This is a genomic window from Fibrobacter sp. UWB15, from assembly GCF_900177705.1.
Classification (GTDB): Bacteria; Fibrobacterota; Fibrobacteria; order Fibrobacterales; family Fibrobacteraceae; genus Fibrobacter.
This window is the reverse complement of record NZ_FXBA01000001.1, coordinates 394,638-412,992: the sequence shown is the minus strand read 5'-3', so window position 1 is coordinate 412,992 and position 18,355 is coordinate 394,638. Positions and strand designations below refer to the sequence as shown.

The 18,355-nt window shown below is 48.3% G+C and carries 20 protein-coding genes and 1 tRNA gene; 9 read left to right on the top strand and 12 right to left on the bottom strand.

The annotated features are described in order from the left end of the window. From hisF to B9Y58_RS01720, 9 genes are all read right to left on the bottom strand, one after another. Positions 1 to 792, bottom strand: coding sequence for an imidazole glycerol phosphate synthase subunit HisF (hisF, locus tag B9Y58_RS01760; protein WP_073053746.1), 792 nt, complete (start codon positions 790 to 792; stop codon positions 1 to 3). Positions 793 to 797: 5 nt separating this feature from the next. Continuing rightward, on the bottom strand, positions 798 to 1,121 hold the full coding sequence (gene trxA, locus B9Y58_RS01755) for a thioredoxin (RefSeq protein WP_072798747.1): 324 nt from the start codon (positions 1,119 to 1,121) through the stop codon (positions 798 to 800). 40 nt (positions 1,122 to 1,161) lie between these two features. Next, the gene (locus tag B9Y58_RS01750; RefSeq protein WP_073053745.1) at positions 1,162 to 1,809 is read right to left on the bottom strand and encodes a DUF3575 domain-containing protein; all 648 of its coding nucleotides are present in this window, start codon (positions 1,807 to 1,809) and stop codon (positions 1,162 to 1,164) included. A gap of 48 nt (positions 1,810 to 1,857) precedes the next feature. Next, a complete protein-coding gene (locus B9Y58_RS01745; protein WP_073053744.1) occupies positions 1,858 to 2,445 on the bottom strand; it encodes a DUF1007 family protein in 588 nt (195 codons plus the stop codon). 15 nt (positions 2,446 to 2,460) lie between these two features. Next, positions 2,461 to 4,005, bottom strand: coding sequence for a hypothetical protein (locus B9Y58_RS01740; protein ID WP_073053743.1), 1,545 nt, complete (start codon positions 4,003 to 4,005; stop codon positions 2,461 to 2,463). Between the two features lie 45 nt (positions 4,006 to 4,050). Beyond that, positions 4,051 to 4,812, bottom strand: a complete 762-nt coding sequence (locus B9Y58_RS01735; RefSeq protein WP_073053742.1) for an RsmB/NOP family class I SAM-dependent RNA methyltransferase — start codon at positions 4,810 to 4,812, stop codon at positions 4,051 to 4,053. A gap of 52 nt (positions 4,813 to 4,864) precedes the next feature. Then, positions 4,865 to 4,935, bottom strand: a tRNA-Gln gene (locus tag B9Y58_RS01730). Between the two features lie 44 nt (positions 4,936 to 4,979). Further along, positions 4,980 to 6,383 carry a hypothetical protein gene (locus B9Y58_RS01725; protein WP_073053741.1) on the bottom strand — a complete coding sequence of 468 codons (1,404 nt, stop codon included), beginning with the start codon at positions 6,381 to 6,383 and terminating at the stop codon, positions 4,980 to 4,982. Next, positions 6,380 to 7,231, bottom strand: a complete 852-nt coding sequence (locus B9Y58_RS01720; protein ID WP_072798739.1) for a TIGR02147 family protein — start codon at positions 7,229 to 7,231, stop codon at positions 6,380 to 6,382. Before B9Y58_RS01720 ends, B9Y58_RS01725 begins: the two co-directional genes overlap by 4 nt. Before the next feature lie 94 nt (positions 7,232 to 7,325). Between B9Y58_RS01720 and B9Y58_RS01715 the strand changes: the two genes are divergently transcribed. From B9Y58_RS01715 to B9Y58_RS01705, 3 genes are all read left to right on the top strand, one after another. Then, the gene (locus tag B9Y58_RS01715) at positions 7,326 to 8,282 is read left to right on the top strand and encodes an alpha/beta hydrolase (RefSeq protein WP_143154622.1); all 957 of its coding nucleotides are present in this window, start codon (positions 7,326 to 7,328) and stop codon (positions 8,280 to 8,282) included. Positions 8,283 to 8,417: 135 nt separating this feature from the next. Further along, positions 8,418 to 9,167: a hypothetical protein gene (locus tag B9Y58_RS01710; RefSeq protein ID WP_073053739.1), complete on the top strand. Its 750-nt coding sequence runs from the start codon at positions 8,418 to 8,420 to the stop codon at positions 9,165 to 9,167. Positions 9,168 to 9,183: 16 nt separating this feature from the next. Continuing rightward, on the top strand, positions 9,184 to 9,642 hold the full coding sequence (locus B9Y58_RS01705) for a hypothetical protein (RefSeq protein WP_073053738.1): 459 nt from the start codon (positions 9,184 to 9,186) through the stop codon (positions 9,640 to 9,642). On the opposite strand, the gene B9Y58_RS01700 is transcribed toward B9Y58_RS01705, so the two are convergent. Further along, on the bottom strand, positions 9,639 to 10,364 hold the full coding sequence (locus B9Y58_RS01700) for a UDP-2,3-diacylglucosamine diphosphatase (RefSeq protein ID WP_073053737.1): 726 nt from the start codon (positions 10,362 to 10,364) through the stop codon (positions 9,639 to 9,641). The genes B9Y58_RS01705 and B9Y58_RS01700 overlap by 4 nt on opposite strands. Positions 10,365 to 10,421: 57 nt before the next feature. Here B9Y58_RS01700 and B9Y58_RS01695 point away from each other — a divergent pair, with 57 nt between their 5' ends. The 3 genes from B9Y58_RS01695 to lnt all read left to right on the top strand — a co-directional run bounded on the left by B9Y58_RS01695 (position 10,422) and on the right by lnt (position 13,693). After that, positions 10,422 to 10,994, top strand: a complete 573-nt coding sequence (locus B9Y58_RS01695) for a hypothetical protein (protein ID WP_073054701.1) — start codon at positions 10,422 to 10,424, stop codon at positions 10,992 to 10,994. Position 10,995: 1 nt separating this feature from the next. Continuing rightward, positions 10,996 to 11,679: a 16S rRNA (cytidine(1402)-2'-O)-methyltransferase gene (rsmI, locus tag B9Y58_RS01690; RefSeq protein WP_073053735.1), complete on the top strand. Its 684-nt coding sequence runs from the start codon at positions 10,996 to 10,998 to the stop codon at positions 11,677 to 11,679. A gap of 70 nt (positions 11,680 to 11,749) precedes the next feature. Next, complete coding sequence (gene lnt, locus B9Y58_RS01685; RefSeq protein ID WP_233247799.1) at positions 11,750 to 13,693, top strand: apolipoprotein N-acyltransferase; 1,944 nt, start codon at positions 11,750 to 11,752, stop codon at positions 13,691 to 13,693. Here lnt and B9Y58_RS01680 read toward each other — a convergent pair. Next, complete coding sequence (locus B9Y58_RS01680; RefSeq protein ID WP_073053733.1) at positions 13,690 to 14,328, bottom strand: alpha/beta fold hydrolase; 639 nt, start codon at positions 14,326 to 14,328, stop codon at positions 13,690 to 13,692. The two genes, lnt and B9Y58_RS01680, sit on opposite strands and share 4 nt — an antisense overlap. Positions 14,329 to 14,608: 280 nt before the next feature. On the opposite strand from B9Y58_RS01680, the gene B9Y58_RS01675 reads away from it, so the two are divergent. The 3 genes from B9Y58_RS01675 to B9Y58_RS01665 are packed head-to-tail and all read left to right on the top strand — an operon-like array spanning position 14,609 to position 16,339. Next, positions 14,609 to 15,358 carry a TPM domain-containing protein gene (locus B9Y58_RS01675; RefSeq protein WP_073053731.1) on the top strand — a complete coding sequence of 250 codons (750 nt, stop codon included), beginning with the start codon at positions 14,609 to 14,611 and terminating at the stop codon, positions 15,356 to 15,358. Positions 15,359 to 15,365: 7 nt separating this feature from the next. Next, a complete protein-coding gene (locus B9Y58_RS01670; protein WP_073053729.1) occupies positions 15,366 to 16,055 on the top strand; it encodes a hypothetical protein in 690 nt (229 codons plus the stop codon). A gap of 14 nt (positions 16,056 to 16,069) precedes the next feature. Next, positions 16,070 to 16,339, top strand: coding sequence for a hypothetical protein (locus tag B9Y58_RS01665; protein WP_073053727.1), 270 nt, complete (start codon positions 16,070 to 16,072; stop codon positions 16,337 to 16,339). A 51-nt stretch (positions 16,340 to 16,390) separates the two neighbouring features. Here the strand turns inward: B9Y58_RS01665 and B9Y58_RS01660 are convergent, their stop codons facing one another. Next, positions 16,391 to 18,190, bottom strand: a complete 1,800-nt coding sequence (locus B9Y58_RS01660; protein ID WP_073053725.1) for a CotH kinase family protein — start codon at positions 18,188 to 18,190, stop codon at positions 16,391 to 16,393. Positions 18,191 to 18,355 lie beyond the last annotated feature (165 nt).

The following is an 18,355-nucleotide window of genomic DNA, read 5'->3' as shown; positions in this document are numbered from 1 at the left end:
CTACACCTCGCCGTTCATTTTCTTGCGCACAGGGATTCCTGCCGCAAGCATTTCTTTCTTTATTCCGGGCACCGTGTAATCGCCAAAATGAACCATGGATGCCACTAGCGCCGCATCGGCAGAAGTCTTGTGGAACAAGTCCACAATGTGTGCCGGAGTTCCGGCACCGCCGCTAGCAATCACTGGCACCTGCACCGCACGTGCCACTTGGTCGGTAATATTCAATTCATAGCCGTTGCGAACGCCATCGGTATCGATTGCGTTCAAACAAATTTCGCCAACGCCCAGATCCTCGGCCTTCTTGGCCCATTCAACGGCATCGATGCCCATCGCCTGGCGACCACCACGAATATACACTTCGTAGCCACTTTTAAACTTGTCCGAAACACCGACAAACTTGGCATCCATGCCTAGCACCACGCACTGGCGACCGAAGGCCTTCGCACCATCTGCAATAATTTCAGGGTGAAGCACGGCGAGACTATTCACACTCACCTTTTCGGCACCGGCCAAAAGGGCCTCATGCATATCATCCAAGTTACGAATGCCACCGCCCACCGCAAAAGGAATAAACACGCGGTGCGCAATCTGGCGAATCATTTCCATATCGCAAGGGCGATTTTCTGCACTTGCGGTAATATCATAAAAAACTAGTTCATCGACACCGTCAGCACTATACTGAGCACCCATTTCCACAGGATCACCGATATCGATATTGCCTTTAAACTTGACGCCCTTCGTCACCTTGCGGTTGCGGACATCAAGACATACAATCAATCGTTTGGTCAGCATGGGGCCTACAGGTTGCGGTCAATAACGCCTTTAACGGTAGCCTTAGGTACGGCACCCACCACGTTGCCCACTTCCACTCCATTCTTGAAGAGCTTCATGTTGGGAATGTTGGTAATGCCAAAGCGGGCGCAGATATCGCTCACACCGGCATCGTCCACATTGATTTTCGCAATGACCGCACGGCCATCGTATTCATCGGCAAGTTCATCGACAATGGGGCCCATCATCATGCATGGACGGCACCAGGTTGCCCAGAAGTCCACAAAGACCAGCTGGCCCGAAGAAATCACCGAGTCAAAATTTTCTGCAGTCAAATGAATTGCTGGCATAAAAATCTCCGTTTTTTTTCACAAAAATAGAAAAATACGACTAGAAAGCGAAACCAATCGAGTAATTTATGTCGTAGCCCGAGCCCACTGTAGAGACATCCTCCACATCCTTCTTTTCCTTTTCCGAAACAGAGTACTTGGCATAGGTATATCCGATATCCCAAGACGAGGTAAAGTGTCCCGAACGGATCTTATGACCAATGTAAATCCCGAAGCCAAAACCATTTGCGTGGGCATCATAGTCATCGCGATGGTCCCCTTCGTACGTGTATTCCAGACCTACACGATTATAATTAAAATGAGCCGATAAATACAGGCCCCGGTGTCCATCACCAAAATAATAGCGCAAGCCTTCCGAAATACCGAACAGGTCTATCTCCAGTTCTTCGTCACTATCCGAGAATTCTCCCCAAATAAAGCAGGGACGCGTAATCAAGGAAAAATGGCTCCCCAAGTTTCCTTCAATTGTCAAATAAATCGACGGAATATCAAACAACGATAAAACCAACATCGATATAGGATGAATCGACACCGCAAACATCGGCTCATCATTTTCGGTATGGTTAATATCCATCACAGGTGTTTCCTGTTCCTGGGCACCAGATGTATAAGCGTAAGGGTCATCAACCACTTGTGCCGAAGCAAATGCAATGCCGAATAGGCAGGCCATCATCAATTTTTTCATCATATCATCTCCTTGTATTCAAAAAATAAAAAAACAAGGAGCCTTCCCGGATTATTTCTTTTTAAATCTCAAGTATAAGCCTTCAATATCAGATTGAAAAGCCCTAAACAGAGTCAGTCCTTGCAAACCATCATTAAAGAACTCGATATCAAAAGATTCAGGTCCGTCCACATCTGCATTTTCCATGTCGGCGGTTACCTGAATGTAGTTGGACGGATCGGCCACCGCAATCACGAGCATAGTATAATCGGGGCCAATCGGGCTCGAAAACTTCGTTTCAAAGTCCAACATCAAGCGGTTATTTTTGAATGAAGCCTTGAAGTTCGAAAGCCCCTGGGCCTTCAAAAAAATCGAACCCGACTGCACATAATTGTAATAATTGAATTCCTTGAGAGGTCCAAGAATCGTTTCCAAAAACCACTTGTTTTCCGATTCAGAAATTTTTCCATCGCCGTCAGCATCGCCCGACGACATCATCGCGGAACTATAGATTTCATCATAAACCCAGTGATTTTTCACCGCCGAAAATCCGGCGTTGTCGAACATCACTTTGATTTTTGCATCTACGAATACGTGAGGGTGCGCGCACACCAGCGAAGCCGCACAAAGCAAACATACAAGCAAGGGCTTCAATGACATCGCTTGCCTACAACGCTAGAACGCAAGAATAATGCCAGCCGTAAGGAGCCCAAGGCCCAAGGCGCCAAGACCGACAGCCACGCCGCACTTGGTATCGCCGCTGTCATTCAGTTCATGGTTATCCTTGACCATCTGTCGGGTGTCGTCACTATCGAATGCAGACAAACGTTCATAGGCATGCTTCTTGTCGGCAGCCTTGCTCCAATCCCGTTCTGCCAGGTACCACATGACACCACCGGCAATAATCGGGACAATGGAACTCCACAAAAGCCCGCGACCGATGCGCCTTAAGCCACGTTCCTTGTTAAAAGCATTCTGGCCTTCGATAAATTCAAGATCGTCCAGCACAGGCGTCATGTCCACGTACACAAGGTTCGGCATGTAGGGTTTGATTTCAGTGGTCACGGAAGTATCGCGGTACCCCACCTTTCTAAAGTAGACAGTCGTCCTCACCTGCGGTTTTACGTTATCTACAATCATGTCGGTCATGTAGTGCGGCATCTTGTTCAAAGACGGAGCCTCACCCACGTAAACTTCAGCCGCTTCAGGGTTGGAGTTCAGCGTCAAACGGGTCGAGGGACGCAGAACAGGAATAGTCACCTTGTTTACGCTGTCGGCATTGATGCGCACCACAGCGGACCCCCACCATTCCACGTCCTTCAAGACCTTCATTACAGAAATGGTGTACTTGCCCGGCTTGATATTTCTAATGGTATCGGGAGCCACCTGCTTCAAGGGGATTCCGTTCACAAACAGCGAGCACGCAGCCGGTTCCGAAACCACCAGCAAGTTGGCATTTCCCGGCGGATAAAGTTCAATCGTTTCTTCAACGACTCTCTTTTCAGGAACCACATAGTTCGAAAGGGACAGGTCAATCATCACCTCGTCTTCCATGTTGTAAAGACGCTTCAGTTCAAACCTGAAAATTTTGATATAAGGATTCTTTTTTGCGGCGGCAATACTATCTTGGATTTCGCGTTCGCGGATTTCTTGTTCCACCTTCGCGATTTCTTCCATTTTCACGCGTTTGTCTTCTTTTTGAAGCGCCGTTTCCAAATCGTCATCGGCGCCATCGTCTACCGGCGCTACCTCAACCTTCGTCGTATCAGACTGAGCCGCCATGGAATCCTTGATAGCATCCGTCATAATGATTTCAGCGGGTTTCGCATTCAAATCGACTTCTTCGTTTTCGTCTTCAGTCTGCTCGACTTCCTGACCGTTGCTTTCTTGCAAGGCAATCGCCTGCTGATCGGTAATATGTTCGATATGCTTGAGCTCAGCTTCGGTCGGCTTTTTCAAGTAAACCGTGTCATTTTCGATTTTGACAAAAATCGCTTCCAGTTCTACAGAATCCCCGTTCACCCAGTAGCGAACAGGAACCTCGCGGAATTTGGGACCTTCAGGTTCTTCCGACGAAGAAGACACCACCGCAGAAGAAGACGAGGCCTCCGAGGAAGAAGACTCGACCTGCGGAGCAGGTTGTTCAGTCACAGCATCGTCGGCAAATGCGAAAACGCTTGCCAACGCGAAAAACGACGAAAAAACGATTCGCTTAAACATATTGTAAAGATAAATAAAAAAATCGGGAAAGTCTCTAAAAAAACGCTATTTTTCTTTCACGAGCTTTGCACAGTAAATAGGGCCGCGGCCCTGCGAGTGGTCCGGCAGAATATGTACGCCAAATTCGGTGCGGTCGGCGCCTGGCAACAGATCCTCGATTCTTTCGAAACGCATGGCGGGTCGCTTCTTCAAAATTTTCTTGACAACATCGTCATTTTCCATAGGCGACAGCGCACAAGTTCCATAGACAACAGTTCCGCCCGGTTTTAAAGCATCTACAGCCGAAGCCAGGAGCGCCCCCTGCTCTACAGAAAGCCGTTTCACCCGTTTTGCAGACCACACTTCCAAATGAGTAGGCGAATTCAGCACATGCCTGTCCGAAGAACAAGGTGCGTCCAGCAGAATCTTATCAAAGCATTCTTTTTTATGGAGCCCAAACTTCACGCCGTCATAACCAGTCACCTTGATGACGGAACGCCAACTTTCGGGTAAGGAATTTTCAATCACGCGCTGAAGCCTTAAGCGGCGATCCGGCGAGCGGTCGTTACTTTGTAAGGATCCTTCGCCTTTAAGCAGAGACGCAATCACGAGCGTTTTTCCACCCGGGGCAGCACACATATCCAGCACATCGTCACCAGGCTCAACACCTAGCGCTTTCGCCGCAAAAACAGAAGCATCATCCAAAAAATACGGTTCCAAACCATCGCCAAAACGCAGCTCTACCGCGCACCCTTCACCTTTCAGGGATTCCAGCAAGGCAGGCCATCGTTCGCCAAAAAGCTTCTCGTAGTAATCGAAAAATTCCATGTTCCAAAAATAAAAAACTCTCTGCTCAGGGGTATGAGCAAAGAGTTATTCGTTGAGCTACCAGGATTCGAACCTAGACAAACAGAGTCAGAATCTGTTGTGCTACCATTACACCATAGCTCAATGCGCCCCCAAAGTTAGTAAAAGAAATTCACTTCGGCAAGGGGTTATTTAAAAATATTTTGATTAGGCGGAGTGTAAGTCATCCACTGCTGCTCCAAAGTATTCCCTTCGGGGAGCGACACTGGCGTAAATGTCACGTAGAACTGCGTCGGAGTTGCCGACTGACGCAATTTTGCCATCACCTTCGGATCACCAGAGTAGAGCACCACCTGTTGTTCACCGGCAGGCAGACCATCCATGACCATCATGTAGCAGGTCATGTCACGCACAAAATGCGAGGTACCCTTGATACCCACCACCACGCTATTCACCATGCAGTTGTTCGACTGGGTCGTATCTTCGCGGTCAACCACCAGTCTCACACCGCTCAGCAAAGACGAAGCCTTCGCCATGTTGGACTTCCCGATATCCAAGGTATCCTTCAGGCCTTCGACATCCTTCTTGGTCAGGTAGCGGGATACGCCGACCAAAGTCTTTTCGCCATCCTGCAGTCTGCGGAATTCAAAACGGAACGAATCTGCCGGCAAGGAATCGGGAACAGGCAGCCACCAACGTCCCGAACTATCGGTCTTGGTCTGTGCCAAAAATTCAAGGGAATCCCCTTCCACGAATTCGAATCCATAAATATCGCGAATTGTCATCACTTCAACACCGGCGCAAGGCTTATCACCCTTGCAAAGCACCGTTCCTGAAATGCGAGCGACATTCTTCGTCTCTTTTTCGGATTCCTTGATCAGAGTATCAGCCTTAGCCGTCGTGCTCCACACGATCGGGCCCGGACTCACCGTATCGCCTTCGTAAATACGTTCCAGGCTCAAGCTGCGGTAAATCAGGCTGTCATCAAAGCCAAGAGACTGCATACGGGCCACCATCATGGAATCACCCGGGAAGATTTCCATACTCCAGTTGCCTGCCGGAACCAGCATATAGAAACTGTCCGCAGCAAAAACATCTTCGCAGAAGGGCGTACCCGACAGGCAGGTCATAAAGTGACCTCCCACAGACACGGCGGAATCTTCAACTTCTTCAAAATAGAGCACACTCGAAACAACGGCGGCCTTAGCAAGCTTAATGCTATCGTAGGCCTTGGCCTGCAAGGTCGTACGCGGCAAGAAGAACACTTCCACGGCAGACGTATCGATAACGGCAAGTTGGAACGTGTCGGACAGAGCCGAATCAAATGCATATACACCGGCAGAGTCCGTCAGCACTTCAATTTGTTCAGGAACATGCAGCACGGAATCGTAAACGGCCATGCGAGCCATACGGACCATGGCATCCGATGCAGGAGATCCATCTACACGAAGAACCACACCCGTCACCTGGGCGTCGGCAGTAACCGTATTTCCCGTATCGGTCACCGTACCGGCAACCTTTTCGTTACTGCACGCAATAAAGGCAACCGCAAACGAGGCTAGGCATGCTAGCAAAGAAAATTTCTTGCTCATTTTTCCTCCTCGGTTTCTGGCGGCAGATCCACCTTTTCCTTACTGAGCGGGAAAAACTGGATATTCATCTGGCACACCATGGTTTCACCTTCGTCCGATCGAACGATGTCGACCACTTCTTTGCGGAACAAGTCAATCTTGCTGATAATGCGTTCCAGGCCTTCGGCAGAAACACTCATCGTCATACAAGATACATTTCTGCGTTCGGTGCTGTAATGGTCCAAGGCGTCTTTGCCTAGGTCCATCATCTGCTTCTGGAACTGATGGACAAACAAGGGCGCGATTTCGGAACCGCTAAAGATAGCCTTGTTCACCGAACGGTAAAAACCCTTTTCGTCAAGTTCGATCAACTGCATCGACAAGAGCAGTTGGATAGCCTGCTTTGCCTGCGGCAGCGTAATGCGGGGGTTCAGGAACAAAGCCAGTTCCTGGATATTCTTCGGGCCGACATTCAAGACGGACAGAGCCTCGCGGACGGCGACGTAATACCACTTACTATAGTATTCCTGCTGGCTCTTGGTCAAAGACTTGATGGCGTTCGGGAGCAGAGCGGACATCTGCTCGAAGATGGCTTGCTTGGAAGCCGGCGTGGTGGCATGCGTAAAGTCCACCATCAACGTAAAGTAGCGACCTTCCTTTTCGTTAAGGCCTAAAGCCGCTATAAACTTGGGCAACATTTGGGGCGTAAGGGACTTGCGCCCGCGGACCAGGTCCAGATAAAAGCCAGACGAGGAATACCCCGCCTTCTTGGCAAAGGACCTATAAGAAAAGTATCGTTGCACGGACTTACGGTAGTCGTAATAGTCCTGCAAGAACTTTCGGTAGTTGTAGTAAGCGTATACGTTCATCAGTCTAAATATAAATTTTTTGTCAATTTTTGGGAACACCTTTTTTCAAAATAGTTATGTAAATTCCCGTAAATCTTGCAAAAAAGAACAATTCGTGAACACTTTTGAAAAAAAAGGTGATACGCTCGCCCATTTTTTTAGATATATTCAAGGAACACCCAATCCCATCCTTTGGACTTTCGTCTGGAACCAGGCGAAAGTCCTTTTTCTTTATAGTCCCTTTTTTATGATTATTCTAAATTTGAGCCCGATGATCCGCAATTTCAAAATCACCTCGTTTCTGAAGAACATGCTTTTCCGCATTCTCCGCCTGGCAGGAATTCTTGCAGTTATATATGTGAGCATGGTGTTTTACCTCGCCCTGACCGAACGCAGAAATGCATTTCCGCGAGCGATTTATCATAAAGAAGCGAACGAAGCCATCCAGAACAAAGTGAAACAACTTTCTTGTTCTTTAGAAGACGGCACCATCTTAAACGGATTCAGTCTCGGAAACGAAACGGACCCCACACTACTTTATTATCCAGAAGCCGACGAAGACGCTGCACAATTTTTAGCACAGCTCGACTCGCTCCCTGGTGTGAGCGTCGTCACATTTAACTACCGAGGTTCCGCACAAAACAAGGGAACACCCAGTGAAGAAACCTTCGCACAAGACGCCGCACAAATTGCAGAATGCGCCACACAAGTCAACGGCCAATCGCCGCGAGCCCTTGTGGGACGCGGCATGGGCGCAATCGCAGCCATTAACCAGCAGTCAAATCACGAACAAATCATCTTAATCGATCCTATCTTGGACATCGCCGACGCCATTCACCAAAAGTATGGTTTTCTATACCCGAAATTCCTCGTACGAACAAATTTCAAAGCTGACTCAGACAAGCTAAAAAACGCACAAAAAAACACAACTGTAGTCAGTGACAAAAAGCAATTTGAATCCCGTACTTACTTGGAATATTCCAAGTTGGGAAACGCGAAACTGATTCTCCGTAACGGAGAAAGTTTACAAAAATTGCTTTTTTCGGCGTTAAAAAGCAGTTTATTCCAATAAAATCGGACAAACTCTAATTTCCCAAGAAAACCTTTTGGGAACAGATTTTGTTGTTTTTTTCTTATCGGTATTGCCCGTATTTGAAAAAATTATTAGTTTACATTGAAAACCACAAATAAACAAAAAGAGGTGTTTATGGAAACGATCATTGTAAAAATGGATATTCGCGGTTTTCTGCGTTTTCCGGATCAGGCCATCAAGACGATGAAACTCGACAAAATGGCAAAGCAGGAATCTTCCAAGAAGGGTGAAATCGTCGAAATCGGTCCCTATGCCGACATCGAAGTGGACCCCATCGGAAAGCGAGTCGCCATTACCCCCACCAAAGAGGCCAAGACAACGTCTTTCCGTTTCATCGTGGGTGTAAACTCCACCAAATCCAAGTTCCTCTACTTCAAGGGAGCCCTGAACGCCATCGGCGAAAAGATTGTGACCGGTCCTTATGAACTCGAAAAGGAAGGCAACAAGTACATTTTCACCAGCAGGAATTCTACCAAGAAGAAAGGCCCGTGGAAGTTGATTGCCTGCCGCAATTCCATTGCAAACAAAACAATGCTTTCCATTGACTCTCGCGGAACCATCATTTTCGACCGTCACACGAGAGACGCCGTGAACACCCAGGTGAACAAGACCATGATCGCCGATTACGATCGCGTGAAGAAGGTCTTCAAGCTGTCCTTCAGCAAGGACAAGGGGTTCATCAACGTTCGCACCATTGCAAGTCATGCCAACGCCTCCTTCATGGGGACCTTCTCTTCCCATGGGCTCGCTCTTCCCAAGCAGAGTTTCCGTACTGAATGTAAGGTCGAAGGCAAGACGGTTACCTTCAGCGTAGCCTCCCTGGTCGCCGAACAGAAGGCTGCCGAAAAGAGCTCCAAGAAGTAATTAGCCGAGGAATAATATGATCGACATTCTTAAGTTGTTTTACACGACCCACTATAACTTGGGTGCTTTAGCAATCTTAATGCTCATGCTCTTGATATTCTTCTTGTCCAAGAAGAACTTCAAGGGAGCCATTATTGTCGGCATTCTTCTTATAGTGTACAATGTCGGTATCTACAAACGAACCGAAGGTAAATCCTGGACCATCGAGATTGATCCGCCAGAAACTGCAGCAGTAAACGATGGATACGGCAACTTCAACAAGCCGGAACCCGTCAAGATGACCTTCACCGCTACTCCGGAGAAATGGTCCATCACTGATGAAAAGGGCAAAACCCATCACTGGTGCTGGGTTGACGACATGTGGGATCGATTCTCGAACACCGACATCGTTGCATGGATCTGGGGTGAAAACGCCAGTAAAAAGATGATGAAGTCAACGGAAACCCGCGCAAACAGCGCAGGAAACAACGATTAATCATCGTAATTCAGAATATTAATCTCGCCTGCTTCCATCTGGAGGCAGGTGAGTTTTTTTATCCAGTCTCCGGCCGAAGCGACCACGCCGTTTTCCACATTCCAGACGCCCGAAATATGGTGATGTCCCAAAATGCAATAGTCGGCGCCCGTCTTTTTGAGCATACAGTTGGCCCACTGCAAGTACTCTTCCATCTTGATGACGCGAGATTCTCCCGCCTTACGACTGCTACGACCCACAAAACGGGCTAATGCCATTCCCCAATCCGGATGAATTTGACGGAAAAGGAACCGATTCATCGGGAAATCCAGAATGCGACGGAACAACCGGTAACCGAAGTCGGACTTGGCCACGCCATCGCCATGTCGGAAATAAACCCGTTTTCCTTGGATTTCCAGAACCAATTCCTTGTGTACTTGAACTCCTATGGACTTCGGAAAGAAATCTCCGTAGGCAAAATCGTGATTTCCCTGTATTAAATGGACTTCACAGCCGGATTTCACCAGTTCGTGCAGAGCAAAAAACAAATCGAAATGGTTACGGCATACATAATCGTTGTATTCATACCAAAATTCGAACAAATCGCCCACAATGACAAAATGCGAAGCTTTACCCTTGATTGATTCAATGAACCGAACAAGCGCTTTTTCGCGATCAGGAACGGCCTTCGGCGGGTTTACCCCAAGGTGCGCATCCGAAATAAAGTAAGCAGACAAGTTCATCGAAAAAGAATATAGCAATTGAAGTCTAGTCATTGGTCATTAATTATATTTATGGCGATGAAATTATCCTTATCAAAATCATCGTTATTCGTTGCATGCGCAGGCGTTTTAGCCGCATTTTTTGCAGGCTGTTCCACGAGTCTCACGAAATATGACTTGCAGGAATACCCAAAAACGATACCCTTTTTCGAGCCGATTACCATTTCTTATGCGGGAACCACTGCGTACCTGGATACGAATCTGCAAAGAGCCTACTCGCTTGCCGTCGACACTGCCAGCTACCCCATGGAAAGTTGCCGCGGAGTCGCCCACATTGACGCAAGCGTCACCCCCGACGGCGAGCCCAGTTCCTGGAATATCGGCGCCACGATTATCCCCTTTTGGCCAGCTCTTCCTGTAAGCGAGACCTGGCATTACCGCATGGAAGCCCGAATTTTCTGTCACGGCTCATTGACCTTCAAGGTCGAATTCGAAGAAAGCGAACACGTAAAAGCTTTCTGGTACGGACGCATGCGATCCGACCTCGTCAACGACGCATCCCAGGAAATGCACCGCAAGCTCCTGGAACGCTTGAAATTTGAAACCCGCCTCGGTCGCAGCACCGATTTGAACCTAGCGCAAGACTACTGATATGCACACACTCTATATCGTCGCGACCCCCATCGGGAACATGGAAGACATTACCTACCGCGCCGTGCGGATACTAAAGGAAGTCCCGTTGGTGCTTGCCGAAGACACGCGCCACACTCGCGTGCTGTTTGACAATTTCGGCATCAACACGCCCATGGAAGCCTATCACGACTTCAACAAGGAAAAAGTAACCCCAAAGTATGTAGAATACTTGAAGAACGAAGGCGATATCGCTTTGGTCAGCGACGCAGGCACTCCCGGTGTTGCAGACCCGGCATTCAATCTGGTACGCGAATGCGTCCGTGAAGGAATCGACGTGCGTGCCATCCCTGGCCCCTGCGCCATGATTACCGCCCTTGTTTCGAGCGGCATGCCTACGGACCATTTCACCTTCCAATATTTTTCGCCTAAAAAGAGCGCCCAGCGTATTCACCTGCTCGAAAAACTGAAAGACGAAGAAGCGACCCAGATTTTCTACGCAAGCCCGCATAACATCGACAAATTCGTCGAAGAAATCGGCCAAGTCTTTGGCGAAATCAAGATTGCCCTGATGCGTGAACTCACCAAGAAATTCGAAGAACACCTGATTGGCACTCCGTCCGAAATCACGGTTCACTTCAAGGCTCACCCGCCCAAAGGCGAATTCGTACTGATTTTCAATCCCCAGGACAAAAGTGGACTGTAGTGGAATGTGTGATGTGGTATGAAAAAATCATACTTTTCTCATTGATAAAAATGCAAAATAGTTAACGGATATGTTGAATAAGATTAAGACTCGACTTAAAGCGCTCCCGACGATTTACTGGGTTTACGTAGCAGTTCTTTTTATTGCAGAAGTGATTGTTTTTTCGCTGCGTCCCGACAAGCCGGGGCTTTACACGCAGGTTTTGCAAGTACTTCCCCTGGCAGTAACGATTCCGTTTCTATTTTTCAAAGACACCCGAAAAAATTTCAAACGCACGCTTTTCACGTTCGCAATCGTTTCTTTTGCATTCCTCGCGCTTGACTACAACATTGGCGACTTGAATAAAATCGGACACGCCGGCCTAATTCAGATCATCCTTACAGCATGCCCCATCGGCATTTTCTGGATTACTCTTTTTGTCCGTTGGAATTACAGGCACATCAAGACCCGCGAATCGCGCACGGCTTTATTCCTTTCCTGTTTTGCATGGGGCCTATACGCTCTCGCCTACCCGCCCATGCCCTTGGGTCCCGCAGCTTTACTGTTGCTTGTTCCATGGTTCATCGTCCTTAACCGATTCACCCGCGGTCAAGCCATGTTCGCCACCTTCTGGTCGGGCATGCTTTACAACACCATCAACTACTACTGGATTTACAACGTCATGCACGTGGAGACTGCACCTTCGGGGCTGATTCTCCTCGGACTCTTTTTGCTGATAGCCTTCTTTAGCGCCTACAACACATTGGCCGGATTCGTGTACACGCTTGCAAAAGAAGCCCCAGCCAAAATTCGCATCGTATTGCTGATACTTTTCCCGATCTTTTACGCAGGCCTTGAAATGACCCGCACCTATGGCGACTTCGCCTTCCCGTGGAGCCACTTGGGCTATGTTTTCGGTAACAGCCTTGAACTTTTGCAGATGCTCCCCTATATCGGAATTTTTGGCTACACGATTTTGGTCATCGCTTCGAACCAAGCCGTAGCCCAGACACTTTGCAAAGTTCAAGACATCAAAAAAGCAATCCCTGTTCTAGCCGTCCCCCTTTCCATTTTTGTAGTGTTACTCATTCAAGGCAGCATCGTCTTGTCTAAAACCGAAGCCCAACCGTTCTACAATGCAGACGCCGAAGGCAACCCCTCTATTGCCCTTGTACAGCCAAGCATTGCACAGGGTGCCAAATGGAGCAAGGAACGTTTCGATAACATTGTCAACAAGACTCTCGGCATGGTCAACGACAGCATTAAGGAACATGCTGACCTTATCGTGCTTGCCGAAACCGCAATCCCCGACCACATTCGCAGGCAGCCCGGCGTCATTGAACGCCTGCACGAAGTCGCAGACAGCAAGAACTCTCAACTTTTAGTAGGCGCACTCGACTACCGTCGCAATCCGCGCGGAAGCATCCGTAAGTTCGACGTCTACAATGCCTCGTTCCTGTTCACTCCCGGCGATTTTTACTTCCCAAAGCGCTACATCAAAAAGCACCTGGTGCCTTTTAGCGAACGAATTCCGTTTGACGAAATCTTCCCGATTTTAAACTATGTGGATCTTGGCGAAGGAGACTTTGTCGCCGGTAAAGAAACCCCCGTCTACCAGCCGTTCCTGTGGACACCCTACATTTGCTACGACGCCATTTTTGGCGACCTGGTGCGCGAAGCGATCCGCGAAGGCTCCCGCCTCATGGTCAACATTACCAACGACGGCTGGTTCGGCCGGAGCACCGCCCCTTACCAGCACCTGAACTTGATCCGTTACCGTGCCATCGAAAACGGCATGCCGGTGGCACGCCTCGCCAACAGCGGTGTTTCCGCATTCATCGACCAGTACGGCCACTACGACGGCAATACCGAAATATTCACCGATCGCGTTGTACAAAGAAAAGTGCCGCTCAAGACCCGCGACACTCTATACAGCCGTATTGGCGACTTTGTTGAAATGTTCTTGCTGTGCTTTTTCGCAGCCTACCTGATCGCAACGCTTTTGCTCTCTTTTATCAACCGCAAACGCGGCTAGAACAAAAGTAGAGGCGGCCAATGTCCTGCCTTGGGGCGTTCCTTGAATTCCACCCCAGGCATAAATTCCTTGAGTTCCAAGGTCATAGCCGGCGGAACGGCACCATCCATGCGACCATATAGGACCAGTGTTTCAGCCGTAATAGGAACAGGCTCATCAATTCGGTTCTTCGCAATATACGAGAGTCCCTTATACAAGGCTTCAGGATTAATCGCCTTGGCGGCTTTCATCCAGTCATCTTGCCATTCGCCAAATTCATTCTCGATCAATTCGTAAAAAGCGTTCAGAGTAGCATCGACAGCAGTTTTCGTCTGATGCGCAATAAAAGACAAATTTTCGTTATTCCATTCACTGTGTTCAGAACAATAATCCGCATAAGGCGAAAGGAGAATCCATTTCTGGTTCTTGGGGCGGTTGTGAGCATTCTTTAAAAGAACGAAAGCCCCCAAGCCCCATCCAACAACGGTAGACGCCTCTGCAATACCAGGCAAACCGTAAACATCATCAAGAACAGACACCATCTTTTCGTATGTCACGAAAAGGTGTTCTGCATCAGGCGCTATGCCGACCAGATCGTCTTCCCATATCCCCATATCCGAGGCAAAATCCGGGAGCCATGTCCATTTCTCATTCATAATCCAATCCTATTGTTCTGTTCGTAACCCAATCCTAAATATATAGAGTTTTTTTTCAATAAAGCACCTATTACGAAATAAAATCACCCTTTTTTTATATTCCAAGCAAGAATATTCCATTTCGTAAGACATAAATAAACTTTGTTGTCAAAATCGTATGAAAAAATAAGTTCACGCTCATCTTTTTGGAAATAAACTTTATATTTTCAAAGTGATGTTTCTATTAAGGCGTTTTTCCATACGTATTACACTCCTTTGCCTGGGGCTTACACTCGGGGCAATGGCGGAAACATCTTTTGAAGACCAAAGATTTCCCCAGAAGCCCAGCGAAAGTCAAATTTACGACGACAATCATCTACTGAATGCTTCCGAGACCAAACTTTTTAACGACCTCGCCCAAAAGTTTCACCAAGAAACAGGAATCGAGCTTACCTGCGTGCTAATCGACGACATCGGGCACGCAAACTTATTCGAAAAAGGGGACAAGTACGCGAGGTACACCGCCAAACAGTGGAATCTCGGCAAAGAAAACGGCGAAGGCATCATGATTTTCGTCGCTCAAAAGCAACGCTGGAAAAACATCATCGTTACGCCCAGTCTCGAAAAAATCTACAGCGAAAAGAAACTGGCCAAGGTTCAACAAAAGACACTCCTTCCCGCCTTCCGCGAAAACAACTACAGCGAAGGCATCCTTTCTCTTTCGTACGCGCTCGCTAAAATCGGCGCCAAGGCAAAAGGCAAAAAGCTTAACATCGACGAAACCCCGTACAAGCTTAGAGAAAACAGCGTCTCCTCGCTCATGATTCTATTCATCCTCTTTGTTTCGTTCCTGTTGCTGATGGCAAAGTTCAGCGGCGGGCGTGGCAACGGAATCTTCTGGTTCCTATTCGGCGGCGCCATCAAGAACAAGAAGAAGGACGAACCCGAAGTCGGATTCGGCGGCGGATTCGGAAGCAGCCCGCGAGGCTTTGGCGGTGGATTCGGAAGTGGTTTTGGCAACAGCGGATTCGGAAACCGGAATTCCTGGTGAGGTTGATATGAAAAAGAACCTGAGCATCGTAGAACTTCAAAGATCCAACTGGCCGGGCATGCTACAGCAAGCTCTGGGCGACAACCTGATTTCGGCGTTCATTCACGGCGATTGCCTGGTCGAAGGATTCAACGCGCTCGAAAGCCCCTGGACAATAAGTTTTATCTTGCGCGACAATTCGACCGCAAGCATCAAGCCCCTGCAGAACCTGTTGCGCGAAGCCAAGAAAGAAAACATCGAGTTCCGCTATTTCTTTACGCTTAAAGAAATCCAGACATCCGAAGACGTTTTCCCGCTGGAATTTTTGCATATTGCCAACAGGAATGTCGCACTCGCCGGCGCAAAGCCGCTGCCCAACTACCAGCCGAATGTGGAATGCCTGCGCCTGGAATGCGAACGCGAATTGCGCGGACTTTTGATTCACCTGCGCGAAGCCTACATTTACCTGCAGCAAGATCGCAATCCGCTCGGATTCTTTGCTCGGGCCAATGCGACTCTCCTCCCGATTATGTACGGGGTCTATTACTTGCTTCACAAGACCTACCCCGAAAACCACCAGCAAATCTTTAGCGCCTACCCTGCGCTCCGCGCACCAATCAGTAGCCGGAACGAAAAGGCTTTCATCGAGAGCATAAATAGCTATATTGCGACCGTCACTGAAATCGTAAACCAGGTCGACTCCATGGATGCGGTTTAATACGGGATTTTTAAATGATTTGCAATAGCATTCTAGGCACCATCCATCACGGCACCTACAAGAAGGTTATCGACGTCCTGTTCGAACGTCACGAACTCAAGGAACATTCTATCCGCCGCATCGCCCGCGACGGAGTCGAAATCGAAATCGACATCAACGAAGACATGCAAGAAGGCGACATCCTCGTCGAAACCGAGCATTACGTGTACGCTGTCAAGATCTACGTACCCAAGCCCCCAAAAGAAAACCTTGACCCCGTCAACAAGGTCAAGCATTATCTTTAATCAAAAAAATCCGGGCGAAACCCGGATTTTTGTTTTCTATGATTTGATGTTTTACCGTCCGAGCATTTTTCCGTTGAGAGTTGCAATCCAATGCTTGTTCATCGCCTTGGCCGGAATTCTCATTGTCGTAAGCCCCTTATTGATACGGGTCTTGAACAACACTGTGCCATTCAAGTCTATGAGTGCAAAGGTTCCGCCCAGGCTTGTTTGAATTTCAAGAGATTCGCCGTTTACTGTAAAGAAGTTCGTCGGAGAAAGTCTGCTGAAATCATCCAAACCGACATTCATCGGAGGGGGGTCTGTCTTGTTTTTTTCGTCGCTCTTCCAGTCCGGATCATGAATGACGGGTTCCGTTACAATCGGATTGGCCGGTTCCGAGAATCCGAGTTGCTGGTCCATCCAGGCAATTCTTTCTTTCATTTTCTTGCGAAGATGTTCAAATTCGCCATCCCAAGTAGTAGCATTATAGCCGCCCATAGCCATACCAAAGCCGCCACTCTGGCTATTGCAGTACTTCATCGGCTCCGGATCAGGATCGTTCTGGCCACTAGCCTTGCCCAAGTTCGGCCAACGCTTGAAGTTTCTGTCGGCAGCGTTCTTCAAATAGATTTTCATGGAATCCAAGTATGCATCCATCGTCTTGGTGTGCCATACACCGCTACGGAGTTCCGCCCAGCGCTTCTTCAGTTCGCTCTGGTAATGGCTGTCTTTCCACATTCCCAAAAGCCAGTTCGGAGCTTTCAGAGAGCTTCCCATACCCCACATGCCACCATTACCTGATTTCTGGCTATTTTCGATTTGCCAACCGGTAACGCCGGAACTTCCAAAGCCGTTTCCACCGCCGCCAAAGCCCCACATACCACCCTGACCGCCTTGGCCACCGCCATTTTCAGGCTGGCTTCCGTTACTCATGGCAAGGTTAAAGTCCCATGCCGGGCCAAGCGTCACCTTACCGCCCTTACTGTCCTTGGGCTTGTGCAAGAAGAAACTGCACCAGTAAGAGTCCGCATTGTTGGTAATTTCTTCGTGCAACACGTAATCGAGTGCCGAAGTCATGTCCACATAGTTTTCGTATCCGCTACCGTTCTTGCCGTTCTTGAACAAGCCTTCAAGATCGTTCAGGTATTTTTTCAGGTATTCTTCCTGGGCCTTCTGGATATTTTCCTTTTTCGGGTAATGCAAAATGACGTTCAGGCCGTCCGAAGTATTGAAGCCTTCCTTTTCGATGGGACCGCTGCCTGCACCACCCGTATTGGTACCCGTCTTGTCGAATGCCCAAATGTAACCGCCGGTAACGCTGTCGCCCGCGACATCGGTTTCTTTAAGCTTGCTCACGTTCACACGATACTTGCCGCGCTTAATCTTTTCGAGAAGCACGTACACACCGCGATAAACACCGTTGATGTACAAGTCAAAATGCCTGCTACGGGGGCTATAATGCCCGGCCTGCCTAAAGAGCCAATGGGCAAGCGCATTACGCATCATACTCTTGTCTACATACGGACCGTGGAACACCCAGTCGTCACCAGGAGGGAGCCCAAACAGGCTCACGTCCATGCCTTCGCCTTTTTCGTCGCGGACTTCCACGCCATAACCAGGCTTCGGGAACATGGCCGAAGACTGACCACGAACCTTGATACCGATATCATAGCGTGTGCCCTTGGCACTGTCAGCCACATTGTTCGTTTTTCCGTCCAGCACCTTCATGGTTGCAGGAATTTTTTCAGTGACCTTGTTATCGAGGCACTTGCCCTTGGTGTCAATAAACACTATAGGCAAATCGTATGTCTGCGCAAATGTAAATGACGCAAATAGCGCCGTTGTAGATATAATTTTAGCCCAATAGCCCATATAGCCTCCAATCTAGCTATAAGAAAAATAGATTAAAGTGTGTAAAAATTAATGTTAATTTTAGTTAATGTGTTGTGTAAAACAACAACATGAAAAACGTTATTATTTGACCTTTTTCTAGAAATTTTGCCGTTTCACCATCCATTTTCATTCATTTTTCGCTAT